Consider the following 19,351-nt stretch of genomic DNA (forward strand, 5'->3'; position numbering starts at 1 on the left):
ATCGGTCGGCCGTAAGTTCCAGGATCCGACCTGATGCGTGTCACTGCTCCCCGCCCCGCCCACCGCGATATCCGCCGTGCCGTGCCGCCATCCTGCCAGCGCGGGCGGCTGCACTTCGACCCGGCCGCGTTGCGCCAGCAGGCCGCCGCACTGTGGCGCAAGCTGTGGACCCGCTGGCCGGCCAACTGGCCGCAAAGCCCCTGGGCCAAGCTGGGTTTGATGCTGGGCGCCGGCTTCAGCGCGCTGCTGCTGGTGCTGGTGATCTCGATTGCCGTGATCTACCCGCAGCTGCCGGCGCTGGACCGCGTGACCGACTACCAGCCGCGCCAGCCGCTGCAGGTCTTCACACGCGACGGCGTGGAGATCGCCCAGTTCGGCTCGGAGCGCCGGCAGTACCTGCCGATTGCGCAGATTCCCAAGCAGATGCAGGACGCGCTGTTGGCCGTGGAAGATGCGCGTTTCCGCGAGCACGGCGGCATCGACCCGATCGGCGTGCTGCGCGCGCTGGTGGCCAGCGTGACGCCAGGCGGCATGCGCCAGGGCGCGTCCACCATCACGCAGCAGGTCGCGCGCAACTTCTTCCTGTCCTCGCGCCGCACGCTGGAACGCAAGCTGAAGGAAGCGCTGCTGGCGCTGAAGATCGAACACCAGCTCGACAAGGATCAGATCCTCGAGCTGTACATGAACCAGATCTACCTCGGCCACCGGGCCTACGGCTTTGGCGCGGCGGCGCAGGTCTATTTCGGCAAGCCGCTGTCGCAGCTGTCGACCGCCGAATGCGCGATGCTGGCCGGGCTGCCGCAGAACCCGGGCTATGCCAACCCGCTGAGCAATTTCGAGCGTGCCACCGCGCGGCAGCACGTGGTGCTGGCGCGCATGCTGGCCACCGGCGTGATCGACCAGGCGCAGTACGAGCAGGCCAAGGCCGAGAAGCTGGTGATCCGCTCGCAAACGCAGGTCGACGTGCACGCCGAACACGTGGCCGAGATGGCGCGCAAGGTGGTCTTCGAGCGCTACGGCGAGCAGGCCTACACGGAAGGATTCAAGGTCTACACCTCGCTGATCGCGGCCGACCAGCAGGCCGCCTGGAGCGCGCTGCGCCGTGGCGTGCTGGACCACGAGCGCAAGCAGCCCTGGCGCGGCCCGGAAGACAACGAGGACCTGCCGGACAACGCCGACGATGGCGAGGTCCAGGCAGCCCAAATCCTCAAGGATTACCGCGACGACGAAGACCTGCGCGTGGCGCTGGTGCTCAAGGCCAGCCCCAAGGAAGTCGTGGCCCAGCTGGCCACCGGCGAGAACATCCGCCTGAGCGGTGACGGCCTGCGCCTGGGCCAGCCCGGCCTGAAGCCCAAGGCCAGCAAGGACCTGCTGCTGGACCGCGGCGCGGTGATCCGCGTGTCGCATGTGGATGCCAAGCCCGGAGCAAAGGGCGAGGACGCGCAAGGCAGCTGGACGCTAGCGCAGTGGCCCGAAGCGCAGGGCGCGTTCGTCTCGATGGACCCGCAGACCGGCCGCGTGCGCGCGCTGGTCGGCGGCTTCGACTTCACGCGCCAGCAGTTCAACCACGTCACGCAGGCCTGGCGCCAGCCCGGCTCCAGCTTCAAGCCTTTCCTGTATTCGTCGGCACTCGAGCACGGCGTGATGCCGGCCAGCGTGATCGACGACGAACCGCTGACGCTGGCCGACGGCAGCGCACCGGCCAACTGGAACCCGCAGAACTCCGACGGCCAGTTCGACGGCCCGATGAGCCTGCGCCGCGCGCTGGCCAAGTCCAAGAACCTGGTCAGCATCCGGCTGCTGCAGCACGTGGGACTGGCCGATGCGCGCGAGTGGATCTCGCGCTTTGGCTTCGACGCGGACAAGCAGCCCGACAACCTGACCTTCGCGCTGGGCGCCGGCAGCGTCACGCCGCTGCAGATGGCCGGCGCCTACGCGGTGCTGGCCAACGGCGGCTACAGGGTCGACCCGCTGGTCATCGAGCGCATCACCAATGCGCAGGGCAAGACGCTGTACGAGGCGCCGACGCCGGCCGCGCTGGACGACAGCCGCCGCGTGGTGCCGGCGCGCAATGTCTTCCTCACCGACAGCCTGCTCAACGAAGTGACCCGCAGCGGCACCGCGGCGCGTGCGCAAGCTGCGCTGAAGCGGCCGGACATCTACGGCAAGACGGGCACCACCAACGATGCGGTGGACGCCTGGTTCGCCGGCTTCCAGCCCTCGGTGGTGGCGGTCGTGTGGATGGGCTACGACGACCCGCGCAGTCTCGGCAGCCGCGAGTCCGGCGGCGGGCTGTCGCTGCCGGTGTGGATCAGCTACATGGAGCGTGCGCTGAAGGGCGTGGCGGTGCAGACCTACCCCGCACCCGAAGGCGTGCAGGAAGCCGGCGGCGACTGGCTCTACAGCGAGTTTGCCGACGGCAGCTTCGTGGCCCACGTGGGCGCCGAGTCTTCGCCAGAGAACGCGGCTTCGGAAGCGGAGGCCGCCGGTGCACTGCTGCCGCTGCCGGCCAGCGCGCCGGCTTCGTCGCCCTGAAGCCGCCACCCCATTCCAACCGACAGGAGACAACCCGACATGGCCTTGTATGAAGTGGACGGCTTGCAGCCGGTGGTACCGGACTCGGCCTGGGTGGCCGATTCGGCCCAGGTGATCGGCCGGGTCGAACTGGGTGAAGACAGCAGCGTGTGGTTCGGCGTGGTGATCCGTGGCGACCAGCCCGAGCCGGTGCGCATCGGCGCGCGCACCAACATCCAGGAATCCAGTGTTTTGCATTCGGACGCCGGCAAGCCGCTGACGATCGGCAACGACGTGACCATCGGCCACAAGGTCATGCTGCACGGCTGCACCGTGGGCGACGGCTCGCTGATCGGCATTGGCGCAGTGGTGCTGAACGGTGCGGTGATCGGTAAAAACTGCCTGGTCGGCGCGGGTGCGCTGGTCACCGAGGGCAAGACATTTCCGGATGGTTCGCTGATCGTCGGCAGCCCGGCGGTGGTCAAGCGCGCACTGTCGCCCGAGCAGATGGCCGGGCTGATGGGCAGCGCGGCGCACTACGTCGACAACGCCAGGCGCTTTCGGGACACGCTGCACAAGGTCGCTTGACTTGTCACGCATGGAAACGTGATGGCCGGGGTGTAAATCCGGGCGGCCGCCGTCATCGGCTGGGCGCGGCGCGGCGTTGAGCTGCACTGAACACCGCTGTTGGAGACATCTCTATGCGACCCCTTCCCGCTTCACGTTCCCTGTTGCGCACAGCCCCGGCCGCCGCCTTGGCACTGGCCGCTGCCGCCGCACTCAGCGGATGCGTGGTCGCCCCCCTGCCAGCCCGCGGCTATGGCGGCGGTGGCTACGTGGACCACGGTTATTACAACAACGGCCCGGCCTACGACAACTACGGCGGCAGCGTGGTGGTGGACGTGGCACCGCCGCCGCCGCGCTACGAAGTCATCACCCCCGCACCGGCCCTCGGCTGGCTCTGGATTGGCGGCTACTGGGGCTGGCGCGCCAACCAGCACTACTGGAATGCCGGCCACTGGGAAGCGCCGCGCGCCGGCTACCGCTACGTGCCGCACGCCTGGGAGCCCGCAGGCCGCGGCTGGCGCGAGCGCCCGGGCCGCTGGGACCCGCGCTGAGCTGACGGCCGGTTGACAGGCCGGCCGGGGGTGCGCCGCTCCTAGAATCGCGCGCATGCCCAACCCCTCCCAGCTGGCCGCCCCTGAAGCTGTTTCCTCACCGGCCCGCCAACGGCTTGGCACCGTTCACCGGCTGTTGGTCGTCACGGTGCTGGGTTTTGCCTCCGGCCTGCCGCTCGCACTGACCGGCATGGCCTTGCAAGCCTGGCTCAGCATCGAAGGGCTGGACCTGGCGACCATCGGCTTCCTCAGCCTGATCGGCCTGCCCTACACCTTCAAGTTCCTCTGGGCGCCGCTGATGGACCGCTTCGAGCTGCCCTTGCTCGGCCGGCGGCGCGGCTGGATGGTGCTCACGCAGTTGCTGCTGGCCGGTGGCCTGCTGCTGCTGGCGGCCATTCCGCCCAAGGACTCGCTGCAGCTGTTTGCGCTGGTCGCCGTGGCCATTGCCTTCCTGTCGGCCTCGCAGGACGTGGTGATCAATGCCTACCAGACCGACCTGCTGCCGCAGCGCGAACGAGGCCTGGGCTCTTCGCTGAACGTGATGGGCTACCGGCTGGCAATGATCGTCTCCGGCGGCCTGGCGCTGATCTGGACCGACGCAGCGCAAGGCGGCGGCTGGAGCTGGCCTTCGGTCTACCGGCTGATGGCAGGGCTGATGGCAGGCGCCGCGGTCTTCAGCGCCGTGCTGCTGCCGCCGCTGCGCAACGCCGCCATGCCCAGCAGCGTGGCCCGGCATGACGTGGTCGGCTTTTTCGCCGTCTGTGCCGCTGCCGCGGCCGGCTACCTGCTGACCGACCACCTCTGGAACCCGCTGGCGCATTGGGCGATGACGCCGCTGTTCGCCGGCAGCAGCATGGCCGCCACGCTGCAGCAGCGCTGGATGGACCTGGCCGGGCTGCTGGTCGGCCTGGGGGTGACCGTGCCGCTGGCGGCCTGGGCCGCGCGCAAAGCGCGTTTCGAGACGCTGATCAACGGCCTGAACAGCTACTTCGCACAGCCCGGTGCCATTGCCTTCCTGCTGTTCATCGTGCTCTACAAGCTGGGCGACGCCTTTGCCTACTCGTTGATGACGCCCTTCCTGCTGAAGAGCATGCTGTTCAGCGCGGCCGAGGTCGGCGTGGTCAACAAGATCGTCGGCCTGTGGCTGACGATTGGCGGCGCCTTGCTGGGCGGCGCATTGATGCTGCGGCTGGGCCTGTGGCGGGCGCTGATGCTGTTTGGCGTGCTGCAGATGGTCAGCAACCTGGGCTATTGGTGGCTGGCCGTGGCCGGCAAGGGCCTGATGCCCGGCCTGGTGATCCCGGCTTTCGACTGGGGCTTCGTGAAGCTGGTGCAGGACACGCCGGTGGACGGCGGCCTGCTGATGGTGATTGCCTTCGAGAACCTCTCGGGCGGCATGGGCACCGCGGCTTTTGTCGCGCTGTTGATGAGCCTGTGCAGCCAGCGCTTCACGGCCACGCAGTACGCGCTGCTGATCTCGTTCGCTTCGGTCGGCCGGGTCTGGGTCGGCCCGCTGGCCGGGGTTTTGGCCGAATCCATCGGATGGCCAGCTTTTTTCATTGTTTCGACGCTGTTGGCAGCACCAGCCCTGATGCTGCTGTGGCGGCTGCGTGCGAGCATCGCGCTGCTCACCGCTTCCCCCGACAGCGCAGGCCTGGCAGACGACTGAAAACGTCACATTCCGCCAGGCCCGGCTGTTGCTTGTCTGCCTCAGGGTTTCCAAATTTCCACAACCGCAGCATGACCCACAGTTTTCGCACCGACGCCGAGTTGCCGCTGCCACCGATGGTCCACGCCAGCGGCTGCAGTTGCCACCTGCATGCGCGCCGCCGCATGGGTGCGGCGCTGGCGGTCACGCTGGGCAGCGCCGGCTTGCTGCCCGCTGTGGCGCGGGCCCAGCAAGGCGCCGAAGAAGGGGTGCGCTCGCAGGTCGGCCGGGAATCCAGCTTCGCGCAAATGGTCTCGGCCGAGCAGGTGGAAACGGCCGCGACCCGGCAATACGGCCAGATGAAGCGCGAAGCCGCCGCCAAGCATGCGCTGGCGTCGGACGACAACCCGCAGCTGGTCCGCCTGCGCGCCATCGGCCAGCGGGTGATCCCGTTCTGCCAGGCCTGGAACCCACGCGCCGGACAGTGGCGCTGGGAGGTCAACCTGATCGGCTCCAACGAGCTGAACGCCTTCTGCATGCCCGGCGGCAAGATTGCCTTCTACTACGGCATCCTCAAGCGCCTGCAGCTGAGCGACGACGAGGTGGCGATGATCATGGGCCACGAGATGGCCCACGCGCTGCGCGAACATGCGCGCGAGCAGATGGGCAAGACAGCGGCCACCCGCATGGGCGCCGGCCTGATCAGCTCGCTGTTCGGCTTTGGCAACCTTGGCGACACCATGCTCAACATGGGCGCCCAGCTGCTGACGCTGCGCTTCAGCCGCGAAAACGAAACCGAGGCCGACCTGGTTGGCCTGGAACTGGCCGCGCGCGCAGGCTACGACCCGCGCGCGGGCATCAGCCTGTGGAACAAGATGACCGAGGCCAACAAGGGCGCCCCGCCCCAGTTCCTCTCCACCCACCCCGCCAGCCCCACCCGCATCGCCGAAATCGAACGCGCACTTCCGCGCGTGCTGCCGATCTACGACCGCGCCCCCAAGCCGGCCAAGTTCTACGGCCCGCCTACAGCCTGAACGCGGTTCGTGGCCGGCCAGCCCAGCTGAATCGGAGTGTCAGCTGGCCTTCGCGTGATCTTTTTCACGATGAATTGGCGCGCAAGCGTCGCCTCCTCCCCAGCCCAGAGGACGCCGCCGGTGGACACATCCGGATGCAAATTGAAACATCGCGCCTTCAAGGATTTTTCGTCCAGGAGGGATTTCGATGTTCTATGTCTGCATTCCACGTTTCCAAGGCACGCCACTCAACAGCGGCAGCCCGCTGGGCGGCGGCACGCTGCTGACCGCCCAACCCGGTGAAACCTCCAGTTGGGCCGGTGACACCGACTCGCTGATGGGCTCCGGCCTCGTGGCCGGGCCGACCTCGCTGCAGTGGATCTCGTTTGCAGACGGAGCTGCCGCGACCGCCTGGTCCAACCTGTCGACGGTGCAACCGCTTTTGAACGTCAGCCTGGTCTCGGGCTACGACGGCACCGACGTCGGCGCAGGCAACGTGGTGCTCGTGGTGCATCGCTGGCGCACTTGGCCAGGACCGAACCCCAGCATGACCTGCATGCGGTGTCCACCGGGCCTGACCAGCAGCCTGCCTCGTTGGTACGGTCAACCGGTGGCCGGCAAGACGCCAGCGTCGCCCATGGAGACCTGGGTGCTGATGTTCGAATCGCTGGCGGCCCTCAACACCTGGACCGCATCCACCGGTGGCGCCATGTTCATGAACAACAGCCTGTACGCTATCCGGGTCCCGACGACCTGACACCCTCCTGAATGCCTCCGGCTCTGCGACCTCTGCTGCTCTACCTGCTCTTCGCGCTGTGGCCCTTCCAGCGCGGCATGGCGGCAGCATCAGCGCAGGCCGTGCTGGTGCTGTCGCAATTGCCGGAGGTCTATGACCGCAGCGTGATGGCCACGTTGCGGCGCGAACTTCAACCGGTTGGTAACGCCGAGCCCTACCTGCTTGAACGGGTGGAACTGCCGGACGAGACCGACATCGCCAAGCTGCGCGTCGCCGTGCAACAGGCGATGAAACAGCGCCCCTGGCGTCTGGTCGTGGCCACCACCGGCCAGGCGGCTCAGCTGGTCGCAGAAACGGGCACGCGCGTTCCCTTGCTGTTTCGCAGCTCGGTGCATCCGGTGGTGAGCTGCCTCGTACACAACCTGCGCCACCCCGGGACCGGGGCAACGGGCTACACCAGCGCCACCTGGAGCGAAGGCAAGATGGCCGAAGCCCTGCAACTGGCCTACCCGCGGTTGAAGCAGATCGTGCTGCTGGTCGATGGCCGACCGGACACCTACGAGGCGGACTGTCCGCCAACGCTGCCCACACCCCCGTGCCGCGCTGGGTTCGTGCACGACCCAGCCGAGCAAGCGGCGCTTCTGGTCAGTTTTACCAGCCTGCCCGACGTACTTCGCATCGGCCGGTCACCACATCCGCCGGTGCGGGTCTTGCGCCTGTGCGACCCCGCCGACGTGGCTGCGCTGCCACGCTGGCTGCCGGCCAACGGCGCTCAAGCCGAAACGGCCCTGGTCGTGCCATACCAACCGCTGTTCTACGAATCTGGCACCGAATTGATCGCGAAAGTGCGCCGCCTGCGCCTGCCCGCGATTTTCGGTTCCCGCAACTTCCTGCCCATGGGCGCGCTGATGGCAATGGCGCCCCTCGCGGAACCGCCGGGCGAAGCACGCGGCATTGAACTGGCCCGTCGCATCCTCGCGGGAGAATCCCCGGCCGAAATCCCGGTCCAACGCCCCGAAGGCGTGGAGTTGATCGTGAACCTCAGCGTGGCCCGAGAACTGGGCATGCCGCCCAGCAAGGCCTTGCTGCGTGCCGCCGATCGCCTGATACGCTGACGGCCGATCGACTGCCGCGCTCATGCCCGACTTGCCACCCCACCTCCCGACCAGCAACCCGATCAAGCCCGGCCTCTGGCGCATGCGCCTGTGGCGCAAGCAAGCGCTGGCGTTTGGGGGGCTGGTGCTGCTCAGCTTCGTGCTGTTTGGTGCGGCCGAAGTGATGTTCTCGTACCGCGAGGCGATCAAGGCAGTGACGCTGAACCAGTCGCTGCTGGCGCGTGAGGTCAGTGGCTCGATCCGCGGTTCGCTCAACTCGATCCAGAACCATGTGCGGGCCACCGCCAGCCTGCCGTGGGAGATGCCGGGCTGGCTGGACCTGCAGGACCGGCGTGACGAGTTCCAGCGCATCCTGCGGCTGGAGCCCGCGGTGCGCGACCTGACGCACCACGATGCACGCGGCGAGCCGGACCTGTTTGTCTCGCGGCTGGAGTTGTCCAGCCTGCCTGGGCCGGACACGCTGAGCTTCGCCGACGCGGCGCGGCTGCGCTGGCCGGACGGCCTGCCGCCGGCCCAGGGCAGCATCGACTACGCAGACGGCTATGAGCCGCACCTGCTGCTGGTGACGCCGGACCCGCGTCTGGGCGCCGGCACGACGCTGGCGCGGGTCAACCTGCGCAGCCTGGCGCGTGGCCTGAACGAGGTGCTGCGCAGCAAGGGGCTGGAGGCGTATGCGGTGGACAGGCGCGGCGTGGTGGTGCTGCATGCCGACACCACGCTGATGCTGGCCCAGCACCAGGCGCTGGGCGCCGCCACCGCCCGGCCCGACGCGCCGGCCGCCACCGCGCGCAGCGGACTGGACAAGCGGCCGGTGATCGCCAGCAGCTTCGAGCTGCCGGAGCTGGGCTGGCGCATCGTCATCGAACAGCCGCGCGACGTGGCGCTGGCCCCTGTGTACGACACGGTGCTGCGCACCTTGCTGATCACGCTGCTGGCCAGCCTGGCCGCGGTGCTGCTGGCGCTGGTGCTGGTGCGCCGCTCGATCGCACCGATCAACGCGCTGCACCGCGGCGCGCAGGCGCTGGGCGACGGCAAGCTGGACGCGCGCATCGAGATCCGCACCGGCGACGAGCTGGACGACCTGGCGCTGCAGTTCAACACCATGGCCAGCAACCTGCAGCATGTGTACCGCAACATGTCGGCCATGATTGCCGAGAAGACGCGCGACCTGGAGCTGGCCAACCGCCACAAGTCCGAGTTCCTGACCCACATGTCGCACGAGTTGCGCACGCCGCTGAACTCGGTGATCGGCTTTTCCGACGTGCTGCGCGAAGAGCTGTTCGGCGCGCTGAACGACAAGCAGAAGGAATACGCCAACGACATCCATGCCTCCGGCGAGCACCTGCTGGCGCTGATCAACGACGTGCTGGACCTGTCGAAGATCGAGGCCGGCCACATGACGCTGGACCTGTCGGAAGTGGAGGTGGCCTCGCTGCTGACCGCCACCGCCAACATGATGCGCGAGCGCTGCATGCGCCAGGGGCTGCAGCTGCAACTGCAGCTGCCGGAGGACATGGACGTCTGGACGGTGGACGCGCGGCGGCTGCGGCAGGTGGTGCTGAACCTGCTGTCCAACGCGGTGAAGTTCACCCCGGCCGGCGGCCAGGTGACGCTGCGCGCCGGGCAGAATGCGGCCGAAGGCCTGTGGGTCGAGGTGAGCGACACAGGAGTGGGCATCGCGCTGGAGGACCAGGCCACGGTGTTCGAGGAGTTCCGCCAGGTGGGCGACGACGTGCTGCGCAAGGCCGAGGGCACCGGCCTGGGCCTGCCGCTGGTGCGGCGGCTCGTGCATTTGCATGGCGGCGAGGTCACACTGCACAGTGCGCCAGGCCAGGGCTCGACCTTCCGCTTCAACCTGCCGCTGCAGCCCGCCGCAGCACCCGTGCCCGCCATCATCTGACTGCCCCCGGGACCCTGCCATGACCACCCTGCATGTGATCGACGACGACGAGCGCAGCCGCAAGCTGGCCTCCGACGTGCTGGCTGCGGCCGGTTTCGAGGTGCTGCAATCCGGCACCGCTGCCGCCGCCCGCGACCAGCTCAGCGCCCACGGCGCCGACCTGGTGCTGCTGGACATCCAGCTGCCCGACGAAGACGGCTTCAAGGTGATTGCCTGGATCCGTGAGCAGCCGGCCCTCAAAGAGGTACCTGTGATTGCGCTGACGGCCTCGGTGATGCCGGCGCACCGCGGCCGCATCGAAGAATCGGGCTTCAACGGCTTCATCGCCAAGCCGCTGTCCTCCGTGCGCGAGTTCGTGCTGAAGGTGCGGGAGCACCTGGGCCGGTCGTGAACGAGGGCTCACCGGCCTTTCCAGGCCCCTCACCGGCGCGCATTCTGGTGGTGGACGACCTGCCGGCCAATCGCCGGCTGCTGGAAGCCCACCTGCTGGCCCGCGGCTACCAGGTCTGCCTGGCGGCTGGCGGCCACGAAGCGCTGGCCATGGCCAGCGCCGAACCGCCGGACATGGTGCTGCTGGACGTGCTGATGCCCGACATGGACGGTTTCAGCGTCTGCGCCGCGATGCGGGCCTTGCCGGCGCTGCGCGCGGTGCCCATCGTGATGGTGACCACGCTGGACGCCAAGGAAGACCGGGTGCGCGGGCTGGACGCCGGGGCCGACGACTTCATCACCAAGCCCCTGGTGAAGGAAGAGCTGTGGGCCCGGGTGCGCTCGCTGCTGCGGGTCAAGACGCTGTACGACGAATCGCAGCGCCAGCAGCGCCAGCTCGCCAGTTGGTCCACCGAGCTGGAGCGCCGCGTGGCCGAGCAACTGGGCGAGATGCAGCAGCTCTCGCAGCTCAAGCGCTTTTTCTCACCGGCGCTGGCGGCCCGGCTGGTGGCCAGCCGGCTGCGCGACGAGATCCTGAACAGCCACCGGCAGGAGGTCACGGTGCTGTTTGCCGACCTGCGCGGCTTCACCGCGTTTGCCGAGCAGGCCAGCGCCGACCAGGTGATGGCGATGCTGCGCAGCTTCCACGCGGCCATGGGCGAGCTGATCTTCCAGTTCGAGGGCACGCTGGAACGCTTCACCGGCGACGGGTTCATGGTCTTCTTCAACGACCCCGACCCGCAGCCCGACCACAGCCTGCGCGCGGTGCGCTTGGCACTGGCCATGCAGGCCCGCGCCGCGCCGCTGCTGGCCGCCTGGCATGGCCGCCACGGCCCGGCCGGGCTGGGCCTGGGCATCAGCCGCGGCGAGGCCACGGTGGGCGCCATCGGCTTCGAAGGCCGGCTGGACTACGCGGCCATCGGCACCGTGACCAACCGCGCCGCCCGCCTCTGCGCCGCCGCCGAGGCCGGCGAGATCCTGGCCTGCGAAGCCGCCTGGCGCAACGTGCACGCGCAGGTCACGCACCTGCCGCCGCGCATCCCCGAACTGCGCGGCCTGCCCGAGCAGCTGGCCTATCCGCTCACCGGCCTGCGCTGATCCGCAGGGCCGGGTGCCCCATCCAGCGGGGCCGGCGCCGGGCCGCCCCAAGTGGCCCCGCCCCCTCTCGGAGGGTGGTGCTGCGTACCCGCAGCGCCGGGTGCACCATCCAGCGGGGCCGGCGCCGGGCCGCCCCAAGCGGCCCCGCACCCTCTCGGAGGGTGGTGCTGCGTACCCGCAGCGCCGGGTGCACCACCTACCAACGGGGTGGAAGATTCCGCAGAACTTGAAGACGGCCGCGTTGCTGCGCCACATAGCCGCCACGCTCCAGGTCCTTCAGCAGGCGGCTGACCATCTCGCGCGAGCTGCCGATGCGGCTGGCCACGTCCTGGTGGGTCAGCCGGCCGTTGAACAGTCCGTCGGCCCCGCAGGCTTCGTTGGGTGGCTGGGTCAGCAGCAGGCGCAGCCGGCCGTACACGTCGTTCAGTGCCAATCGCTTGGCCGACAGCGTGACCGCGCGGGCCCGGTGGATGACCTTGGCCAGCAACTCGAACGCAAACTCGGGGTGTTCGGCAATGTGGCGGGTCAGGGTTTCGCGGGTCAGCACCACGCAGGCGCTGGGCTCCTGGGTGATGACGCTGGCCGAGCGCAGACCGCCGTCCAGGCTCATCTCGCCCATGTACTCGCCCGGGCCGTAGACGCCATAGGTGATCTCGCGGCCGGTCTCGTCGGCCGAGAAGGCGCGCAGCAGGCCGGAGACGATGATGTAGAGCGTGTCGCCCCTGTCCCCCTCCTGGATGATCAGCGTGCCCTTGGGGTAGCGCCGCAGGTCGCCACGCTGCGCCAGCAGCTGAAGCGAGGGCGACAGCAAGGGCAGGGCCACAGGGCTGCGCGGTGAAGGGGAAGCGTGGGGGGCATCTTGCATGCCCCCCATCGTAGCGCCCTGGCCGCCAGGCGGCTTGACGCGCGTGAACTCGCGCGCGCCACCCGCCGCGTCAGCTGGTCAACGCGCCCAGTGCTTCGAGCAGGTGATCGGCACTGTGCATCGCCCGCGCGCTGGCGCTGCCTGCCGGCGCGGCGGTGCGGGCTTCCGGCTTCTGGCGCAGGGCACCGACCAGCGGCGGCAGCAAGGCCACTTGCTGGATCAGGTCGCGGATGCTGACGCTGCCGGTCTTGGCCCGGATGTTCGCAATCTGCGTGCGCACGGTCGAAATCGCCACGCCGTGGGTTTTGGCGATGTCGCCCGGCGAGCGGCCATCGCACAAGGCGATCAGCACCTGTTCTTCGCCTGGCGAGAGCCGGTGCGCGCGGGCAAAACCCTGCACCGACAGCGCGCCGCAGACCTGGCTCTTGCCCAGTACCAGCAGCGTGGCGCCGGGCAGCGGGTCGCCCGGCAGCGCCGGCAGCGGCACCACCGAAACCCCGGCACGCGCCGCGCCGGTGCCCAGCGACAGCAGCTTGCGCAGGCCGCGCCGGCTGGCGCCCAGCAGCGCTTCCTGCAGCACCAGCAGGTCTTGCGCCTGTCGCACGCGCAGCTGGCCGCCTTCCATCGTCAGCGGATGCTCGCCGGCTTCCAGCTCGACGCGCGCGGCATGGTTGGCATGCAGCACCTGGTATTCATCGTTGATGACCAGCATGCCGTAGTCGATCTCGTCCAACGCCAGCGCCATCAGCCGCGCCATCACCGCGGCGCCGGTGCGCCGCTCCGGGCCGCGGTAGGCCATGGCCTGGCTGACCGAGGGCCACAACGCGGCGTGCACATTGCCGGCCAGCGTGAGCGCCGACGAGCCCATGGCGGAGTTGCGAGAAGCGCGGCTCTGACCTTGATCCACCATGGAGAACTCCCGGGTTGAGAAGGCAGCGCAACACAGGCCACCCATGGTCGGAAGCTTAGGGAACACAAGTCGTAACCGGTGGGGAGTTTGACCTGCGGGCTGTGTGCGTTATTCACACTCCGTCCCCACGCTTGGCGACATGTGTCGGCTTCTTGACAGAGGCTGGCACGAGATGCGCAGGCGCGGCAGTGCAACAGTTCGTGAACACGGCAGCTTGCGCACGCCGTTTGCCCAGCCCCGGTCAGGTACCGCGTACGTAGGGGTTTTGGCGCCGCTCGCGGCCGAAACTGCTCTCCGGACCGTGGCCGGGAATGAACACGGTGTCGTCACCCATCGGCCACAGGCGCTCGCGGATGCTGGCAATCAGGGTGCCGTGGTCGCCGCCGGGAAAGTCGGTGCGCCCAATGGAACCGGAAAACAGCACGTCGCCGACAAAGCAGCGCTGCGCCCCGGCATGGTGGAACACCACATGGCCAGGCGTGTGGCCAGGGCAGTGGCGCACGCTGACCTCGGTGTGGCCCAGCGCCACCGTGTCCCCATCGGCCAGCCAGCGGGTGGGTGTGAAGTCTTCTGCCGGCGGGAAGCCGAACATGCGGCTTTGTTGCGCCAGTTGGTCGATCCAGAATTGGTCGCCCGGGTGCGGCCCCATGATGGGCAGCCCCCGCTCCCGCGCCAGTTGTCCGGTGCCGCCGGCATGGTCGATGTGCGCATGCGTGAGCCAGATCGCCGTCAGCTTCAGCCCGCGCCGCTCAACCTCGGCCAGCAGCAGGTCCAGCCCACCACCGGGGTCGATCACCGCCGCGTCCAGCGTCTCGTCGCACCAGACGAGTGAGCAGTTTTGCTGGAATGCGGTCACGGGGATGGTGTGGTATCTCAGCATGGGCGGGTCAGGTTCGTTCACGGCTTCTCACGTTGCCATGGATCGATTTGAACAGTTCGCTGCCCTTCGCCGAAGTCGGCCAGCTGCTCTTCGACGCCACCGGCAGCACCAGCGGCCACACCAATGGCCCGGGACGGGACCCGGCTGGCGTGCCTAGTCCAGCGCAGCCGAGTTTTCGAGGTTGGCCACCACCCGCTGCAGCAGGCCGATGAACTGCTCGGCCTCGGCCTCGCTGAAGTCGGCCAGCGCCTCGCTGCTGCCTTGCCTGAGGGTCTGCCGCGCCTGCGGCAGCAGTTGCCTGGCCTGCTCGGTCAGCGTGACCAGGCTGCTGCGCCTGTCCTTGGGGTCGGGCTCGCGCAGGATCAGGCCGTCGCGTGCCATGCGGGCCAGCAGTTCGGCCATTGCCGGCTGCTCGATCTGCATCAACGCGGCCAGGTCCTTCTGGCACAGGCCGGCTTCGCTGTATTTGAGCGTCACCATCACGGGCACCTGCGCATACGCCAGGCCGAACTTGACCAGCCGCCGCTCGGCCCTGCGCATCAGCAGCCGGCTGGCCCGGTTCATTAGGTAACCGGGGTTCTTGTAGCGGGTGTCCGGCGTTGTGTCAGGCGTGATGCCCGGTGTGGCGCCGGATGCGATGTCAGATGTCGGGGGCTGCGAGTGCTGGTTCACGGCCCCAGTTTAAGGCGCACAAGCCGCCCCGCCTCTTGCTGCATCGGCCCCGATTCACTGAGCTCGGTGCCGGTCTGCAGGACCTATCGCGGCTAGATCGCACCGACGCTGCCGGTCACCGGCAGCACGATCCCGTTGATGTAGCCCGACATCACCGGCGAGGCCAGGAAGACGTAGGCCGGCGAAAGCTCCTCGGGCTGAGCGGCGCGCTTCATGTCGGTATCCTGGCCGAACTTCTCGACCTGCTCGGCCTGCGAATCGGCGGGGTTCAGCGGCGTCCAGACCGGGCCGGGGGCCACCGCGTTGACGCGGATGTTCTTCGAGATGAGGTTCTGCGCCAGCGACTTGGTGAAGGCGTGGATCGCGCCCTTGGTGGTGGCGTAGTCCAGCAGCCGCGGACTGCCCTTCAGGCCGACCACCGAACCGGTGTTGATGATGCAGGCCTTGGCACGCATCTTCGGCACCGCGGCGCGGGCCATGTGGAAATACCCGCCGATGTTGGTCTGCAGCGTCTCTTCCAGCCGCTCGTCGGAAATGTCCTCGATGCTGGCGGCGTGTTCCTGGAACGCCGCGTTGTTGACCAGGACGTCCAGCCGGCCGTAGGCGTTGACGGTCTTCTGCACCGCGTCGATGCAAAACGCGCTGTCGCGCACGTCGCCGCGCAGCAGCAGGCAGCGCCGGCCTTCGGCCTCGACGTGCCTGCAGGTCTCCTTGGCGTCTTCGTCCGAATGCAGGTAGACGATGGCCACGTCCGCGCCTTCGCGGGCATACAGCACCGCCACCGCACGGCCAATGCCCGAGTCGCCGCCGGTGATGATGGCGACCATGTCCTGGAGCTTCCCGCTGCCCTTGTAGTCCGGCGCCTGGAAGCGGGGCGCGAGCGCCAGGTCGGCCTCGACGCCCGGTTTTTGCAGATGCTGCCTGGCCAGTGTGCGCGGCTGCTCGCGTGCACCAGCCTGTACCGCCTTCTCTTCCTTCGAACCCTTCTCGCCGGCAGGTTTCAACTGGTCCTGCTCGTCCTGCTGGGCCTGGAAGGCGCGTTGGCGCGCGACAGTCGCGTCGGCGTTCTGCTTGACGGTGTCAGGGCGGGACTTTTCAGCGGTTTTCATGGCGTGCCTTTCGGTGCGTGTCAGCGAGGTGGCGCGCCGCCTGGCTGCGCGTCGAATGCGCTGTGCCGGCAATCCCCGTGCCCTGCGGCGCGCCGCCGCGTCGCCCCGCTGCCGTGGGCAATTTCTGCGGCAGGCTTTGCCATCGACAAGCGGCTGCGTCACGGGGCCTAACCGGATCGCAGGGCGCTGCCCCGCTGCGTAGACTTGGGTGCTTCTGTTCCCACCGGAAGCGCGCCATGGCCTGGTCCACCCACGAGATTCGCAACCAGTACGACGCACTGAGCGCCTACCCGCTGCTCGAAACGGACCTGGCGCTGCAGGAAGCACTGGCCCGCGCGCAAGCAGGCTGGGCAATGCCGATGCTGCAAGGCTTCAGCGCCGAACTGGCCCGTCCCGAGACCTGGGCCTGGGCCGAAGAAGCCAACCGCCACACGCCCGAGCTGCACGCCTTCGACGCGCGCGGGCGGCGTGTCGACCAGGTCGAATACCACCCGAGCTGGCAGGCGCTGATGGCGCTGTACCGCCGGCAAGGGCTGGTCTCGCTGGCCTTCGACAACGACCGCCCCGGCCGCTGGGCCGCGACCGCGGCCGGCTTCTACCTGCACGGCCAGGTCGAGGCCGGCACGCTGTGCCCGGCCACGATGACGCAGGCGGCCATTCCCGTGCTGCAGAAGGAGCCCGCGCTGTGGGCCGAGGTCGGCCCACACCTGCTGAACACCCGGCACGACCCGCGCGATGTGCCGCTGGCCCAGAAGGCGGCCGGCTGGATCGGCATGGGCATGACCGAAAAGCAGGGCGGCTCGGACGTGCGCGCCAACACCACGCAGGCCACGCCGGTGGGCGCGGGCGGGCGTGGTGCCGAGTACCGGCTCACCGGCCACAAGTGGTTCTTTTCGGTGCCGACCAGCGACGCGCACCTGGTCGTCGCCCGCACACCCGAAGGCGGGCACTCCTGCTTCTACGTGCCGCGCTGGCGGCCGGACGGCACGCGCAATGCGGTGCAGATCCAGCGGCTGAAGGAGAAGGTCGGCAACCGCAGCAATGCCAGCAGCGAGGTGGAGTTCCAGGACGCGTTTGGGCTCATGCTGGGCGACGAGGGCCGCGGCATCCCCACCATCATCGAGATGGCCACGTACACGCGGCTGAACTGCGTGCTGGGCAGCAGCGCGATCCTGCGCCAGGCCGCGGTCCAGGCCATTGCCTACACGCGCCAGCGCCATGCCTTTGGCCGCGCGCTGGCCGAGCAGCCGCTGATGCGCGCGGTGCTGGCCGACTTGGTGCTGGAAAGCGAGGCCGCGCTGGTGCTGGCGATGCGCCTGGCGCAGGCCTTCGAGGCGGGCGACACGCCGGCACAGAAGCCGTGGAAACGCCTGCTGACGCCGGCCGCGAAGTTCTGGGTCTGCAAGCGCGCGGTGGAGCTGACCGGCGAGGCCATGGAAGTGTTCGGCGGCAACGGCTACGTGGACGAAGGTCCGATGGCGCGGCTGTTCCGCGAGGCGCCGGTCAACTCGATCTGGGAGGGCTCGGGCAACGTGATGTGCCTGGACGTGATGCGCGCGGTGGCCCGCGAGCCTGACGCCGCGTGGGCGCTGCTGGACGAACTCGGCGGTCTGGCCGCCGGCGAGCCGCGGCTGATCGCCGCACTGCAGGCGCTGGGCGACGCGCTGCGCGAGCCACCGGAAGCGCTCGAAGGCCTGGGCCGGCGCTTTGCCCAGCAGCTGGTGCTGGTGGCGCAGGCGGGGCTGCTGCGCCAGCACGCGCCGGCAGCGGTGTCCGGCGCCTTCATCGCCACCCGTTTTGGCGACGGCCAGTGGGGCCGCGTGGTCGGCGCGCTGGACACGCGGGGCCTGGACGTGAATGCGCTGCTGCAGCGCGCCTACCCGGCCTGATTTTTCGGGCTGATCCCGATGCTGCGGCGCAGCAGAGCGGCACGCCGTTTGCCTCGCTGCCGCGATGCAGCATTTCGATCTCTACGAATGGTGGCAACCGCTGGCGGTGGGCCTAGGCGCCGCGGTGTTGGCCTGGCTGGTCTACCGACTCAGCCAGCCGCTGGTGCGGCGGGTGACCCAGCACTCGCCGGTATTGCATGCCGTGGCAGTGCGGCTGCAGCCGGCCCTGAAATGGCTGCTGCCGCTGATCGCGCTGGAGCTGGTCTGGGCCGGCGTGCCGGACGAGCTGCGCGGCATCGACGGCCTGCGCCACTGGACCGGCATTGCGCTGATCGGCGCCTTCACCGCCGCAGCGATCGCTGCGGTGCGCGGCGTGGTCGATGCGGTTGCCTTGCTGCACCCACAGGACGTCGCCGACAACCTCGAAGCCCGGCGGGTAATGACGCAGGCCCGCGTGCTGTCGCGCATCGCCATTGCCGGGCTGCTGCTGGCAGGCCTGGCCTTCATGCTGATGACCTTCCCCCGCGCGCGCCAGCTCGGCACCAGCCTGCTGGCCTCGGCAGGGCTCTCGGCCCTGGTGATCGGCATTGCCGCCAAGTCGGTGTTCGGCAACCTGCTGGCCGGCCTGCAGATCGCGCTGTCGCAGCCGATCCGCATCGACGACGTGCTGATCGTCGAGAACGAATGGGGCCGGGTCGAGGAGATCACCGGAACCTATGTGGTGCTGAAGATCTGGGACGAGCGCCGGCTCATCATCCCGCTGCAGTGGTTCATCGAGCACCCGTTCCAGAACTGGACCCGCACGACCTCGCAAATCATCGGCAGCGTGATGCTGTGGGTCGACTACACGACCGACCTCGGGCCGATGCGCGCCGAGGCCACGCGGCTGGCCCAGTCCAGCCAGGACTACGACGGCCGCGTCTGCCTGCTGCAGGTGGTGGAGACCAGCGAAAACGCGATGCAGCTGCGGCTGATCGTCAGCTCGCCTTCCGCTGGCCAGAACTGGGACCTGCGCTGCCTGCTGCGCGAAGGCCTGATCGCCTTCCTGCAGCGCAGCCAGCCGCAGGCGCTGCCCAGGGTGCGCGCCGAGCTGCAAGGCGCAGCGTCTGCGCAGAACATCCTGCCCAGCCGCGCAGCAGAAGCCGGTGCCACACCGGCCGCCTCCGCGCCTGGCGCGCAGGCCACTGGCGGCAGCGAAGTCAACACCCAGACCGGCATGGCCAGCCTGGCCGCGCCAACCGGCGGCGTGACGCCACCTGCAGCGCCGCCACGCTGAGCCAAGCTCGCGAAGCTTTGTGAACGGGATGATCCAGGCCTGGGCGGGTCGGTCATGCATGCCCTGCTTCCTGGCTCAGGCAAGGCAAACGTCAAAAGGGCGTTGCCCGGCCCAGCATGGATGCAGGCGTTGCATGGCAACATCGGCCTTCACACGCGGCGGCGGCCGCAACCCTCAAC

General features: G+C 68.9%; 17 protein-coding genes. 12 read left to right on the forward strand and 5 right to left on the reverse strand.

Features of this window, described 5'->3' with window-relative positions:
- The first annotated feature begins 33 nt into the window (after positions 1-33).
- From LRH25_RS05545 to LRH25_RS05590, 10 genes are all read left to right on the forward strand, one after another.
- Positions 34-2,535, forward strand: coding sequence for a penicillin-binding protein 1A (locus LRH25_RS05545; RefSeq protein ID WP_231010410.1), 2,502 nt, complete (start codon positions 34-36; stop codon positions 2,533-2,535).
- Between the two features lie 39 nt (positions 2,536-2,574).
- The gene (locus LRH25_RS05550; protein WP_141288146.1) at positions 2,575-3,102 is read left to right on the forward strand and encodes a gamma carbonic anhydrase family protein; all 528 of its coding nucleotides are present in this window, start codon (positions 2,575-2,577) and stop codon (positions 3,100-3,102) included.
- A gap of 143 nt (positions 3,103-3,245) precedes the next feature.
- Entirely contained in the window at positions 3,246-3,632 is a 387-nt protein-coding gene (locus tag LRH25_RS05555; RefSeq protein ID WP_231010411.1) for a hypothetical protein, read from the forward strand.
- A gap of 55 nt (positions 3,633-3,687) precedes the next feature.
- Positions 3,688-5,301 carry an AmpG family muropeptide MFS transporter gene (locus tag LRH25_RS05560; protein WP_141289626.1) on the forward strand — a complete coding sequence of 538 codons (1,614 nt, stop codon included), beginning with the start codon at positions 3,688-3,690 and terminating at the stop codon, positions 5,299-5,301.
- A 71-nt stretch (positions 5,302-5,372) separates the two neighbouring features.
- Positions 5,373-6,314, forward strand: a complete 942-nt coding sequence (locus LRH25_RS05565; RefSeq protein WP_141289627.1) for a M48 family metallopeptidase — start codon at positions 5,373-5,375, stop codon at positions 6,312-6,314.
- Positions 6,315-6,501: 187 nt separating this feature from the next.
- Positions 6,502-7,050: a hypothetical protein gene (locus tag LRH25_RS05570; protein WP_141289628.1), complete on the forward strand. Its 549-nt coding sequence runs from the start codon at positions 6,502-6,504 to the stop codon at positions 7,048-7,050.
- Positions 7,051-7,151: 101 nt separating this feature from the next.
- A complete protein-coding gene (locus LRH25_RS05575; protein WP_170200993.1) occupies positions 7,152-8,144 on the forward strand; it encodes an ABC transporter substrate binding protein in 993 nt (330 codons plus the stop codon).
- A 22-nt stretch (positions 8,145-8,166) separates the two neighbouring features.
- A complete protein-coding gene (locus LRH25_RS05580; protein WP_231010413.1) occupies positions 8,167-10,044 on the forward strand; it encodes a sensor histidine kinase in 1,878 nt (625 codons plus the stop codon).
- Positions 10,045-10,063: 19 nt separating this feature from the next.
- Entirely contained in the window at positions 10,064-10,435 is a 372-nt protein-coding gene (locus LRH25_RS05585) for a response regulator (protein ID WP_170201142.1), read from the forward strand.
- A complete protein-coding gene (locus LRH25_RS05590; RefSeq protein WP_231010415.1) occupies positions 10,432-11,571 on the forward strand; it encodes an adenylate/guanylate cyclase domain-containing response regulator in 1,140 nt (379 codons plus the stop codon). Before LRH25_RS05585 ends, LRH25_RS05590 begins: the two co-directional genes overlap by 4 nt.
- Before the next feature lie 196 nt (positions 11,572-11,767).
- Here LRH25_RS05590 and LRH25_RS05595 read toward each other — a convergent pair whose 3' ends face one another.
- The 5 genes from LRH25_RS05595 to LRH25_RS05615 all read right to left on the reverse strand — a co-directional run bounded on the left by LRH25_RS05595 (position 11,768) and on the right by LRH25_RS05615 (position 16,007).
- Positions 11,768-12,436, reverse strand: coding sequence for a Crp/Fnr family transcriptional regulator (locus LRH25_RS05595; protein ID WP_170200896.1), 669 nt, complete (start codon positions 12,434-12,436; stop codon positions 11,768-11,770).
- A 70-nt stretch (positions 12,437-12,506) separates the two neighbouring features.
- On the reverse strand, positions 12,507-13,346 hold the full coding sequence (locus LRH25_RS05600) for a helix-turn-helix transcriptional regulator (RefSeq protein WP_231010417.1): 840 nt from the start codon (positions 13,344-13,346) through the stop codon (positions 12,507-12,509).
- Between the two features lie 241 nt (positions 13,347-13,587).
- Positions 13,588-14,226 (reverse strand): MBL fold metallo-hydrolase, encoded by a 639-nt coding sequence (locus LRH25_RS05605; protein ID WP_141289805.1) that lies wholly within the window; start codon positions 14,224-14,226, stop codon positions 13,588-13,590.
- A 153-nt stretch (positions 14,227-14,379) separates the two neighbouring features.
- Positions 14,380-14,898 carry a MarR family winged helix-turn-helix transcriptional regulator gene (locus tag LRH25_RS05610; protein ID WP_231010418.1) on the reverse strand — a complete coding sequence of 173 codons (519 nt, stop codon included), beginning with the start codon at positions 14,896-14,898 and terminating at the stop codon, positions 14,380-14,382.
- Between the two features lie 92 nt (positions 14,899-14,990).
- The gene (locus tag LRH25_RS05615; protein WP_141289806.1) at positions 14,991-16,007 is read right to left on the reverse strand and encodes an SDR family oxidoreductase; all 1,017 of its coding nucleotides are present in this window, start codon (positions 16,005-16,007) and stop codon (positions 14,991-14,993) included.
- 236 nt (positions 16,008-16,243) lie between these two features.
- Between LRH25_RS05615 and LRH25_RS05620 the strand changes: the two genes are divergently transcribed.
- Positions 16,244-17,896 carry an acyl-CoA dehydrogenase family protein gene (locus tag LRH25_RS05620; protein ID WP_231010420.1) on the forward strand — a complete coding sequence of 551 codons (1,653 nt, stop codon included), beginning with the start codon at positions 16,244-16,246 and terminating at the stop codon, positions 17,894-17,896.
- Positions 17,897-17,960: 64 nt separating this feature from the next.
- A complete protein-coding gene (locus LRH25_RS05625) occupies positions 17,961-19,172 on the forward strand; it encodes a mechanosensitive ion channel family protein (RefSeq protein ID WP_141287505.1) in 1,212 nt (403 codons plus the stop codon).
- Positions 19,173-19,351 lie beyond the last annotated feature (179 nt).

The sequence above is a fragment of the Ideonella azotifigens genome (genome assembly GCF_021043325.1).
In the GTDB taxonomy this organism is placed as follows: Bacteria; Pseudomonadota; Gammaproteobacteria; order Burkholderiales; family Burkholderiaceae_C; genus Ideonella; species Ideonella azotifigens.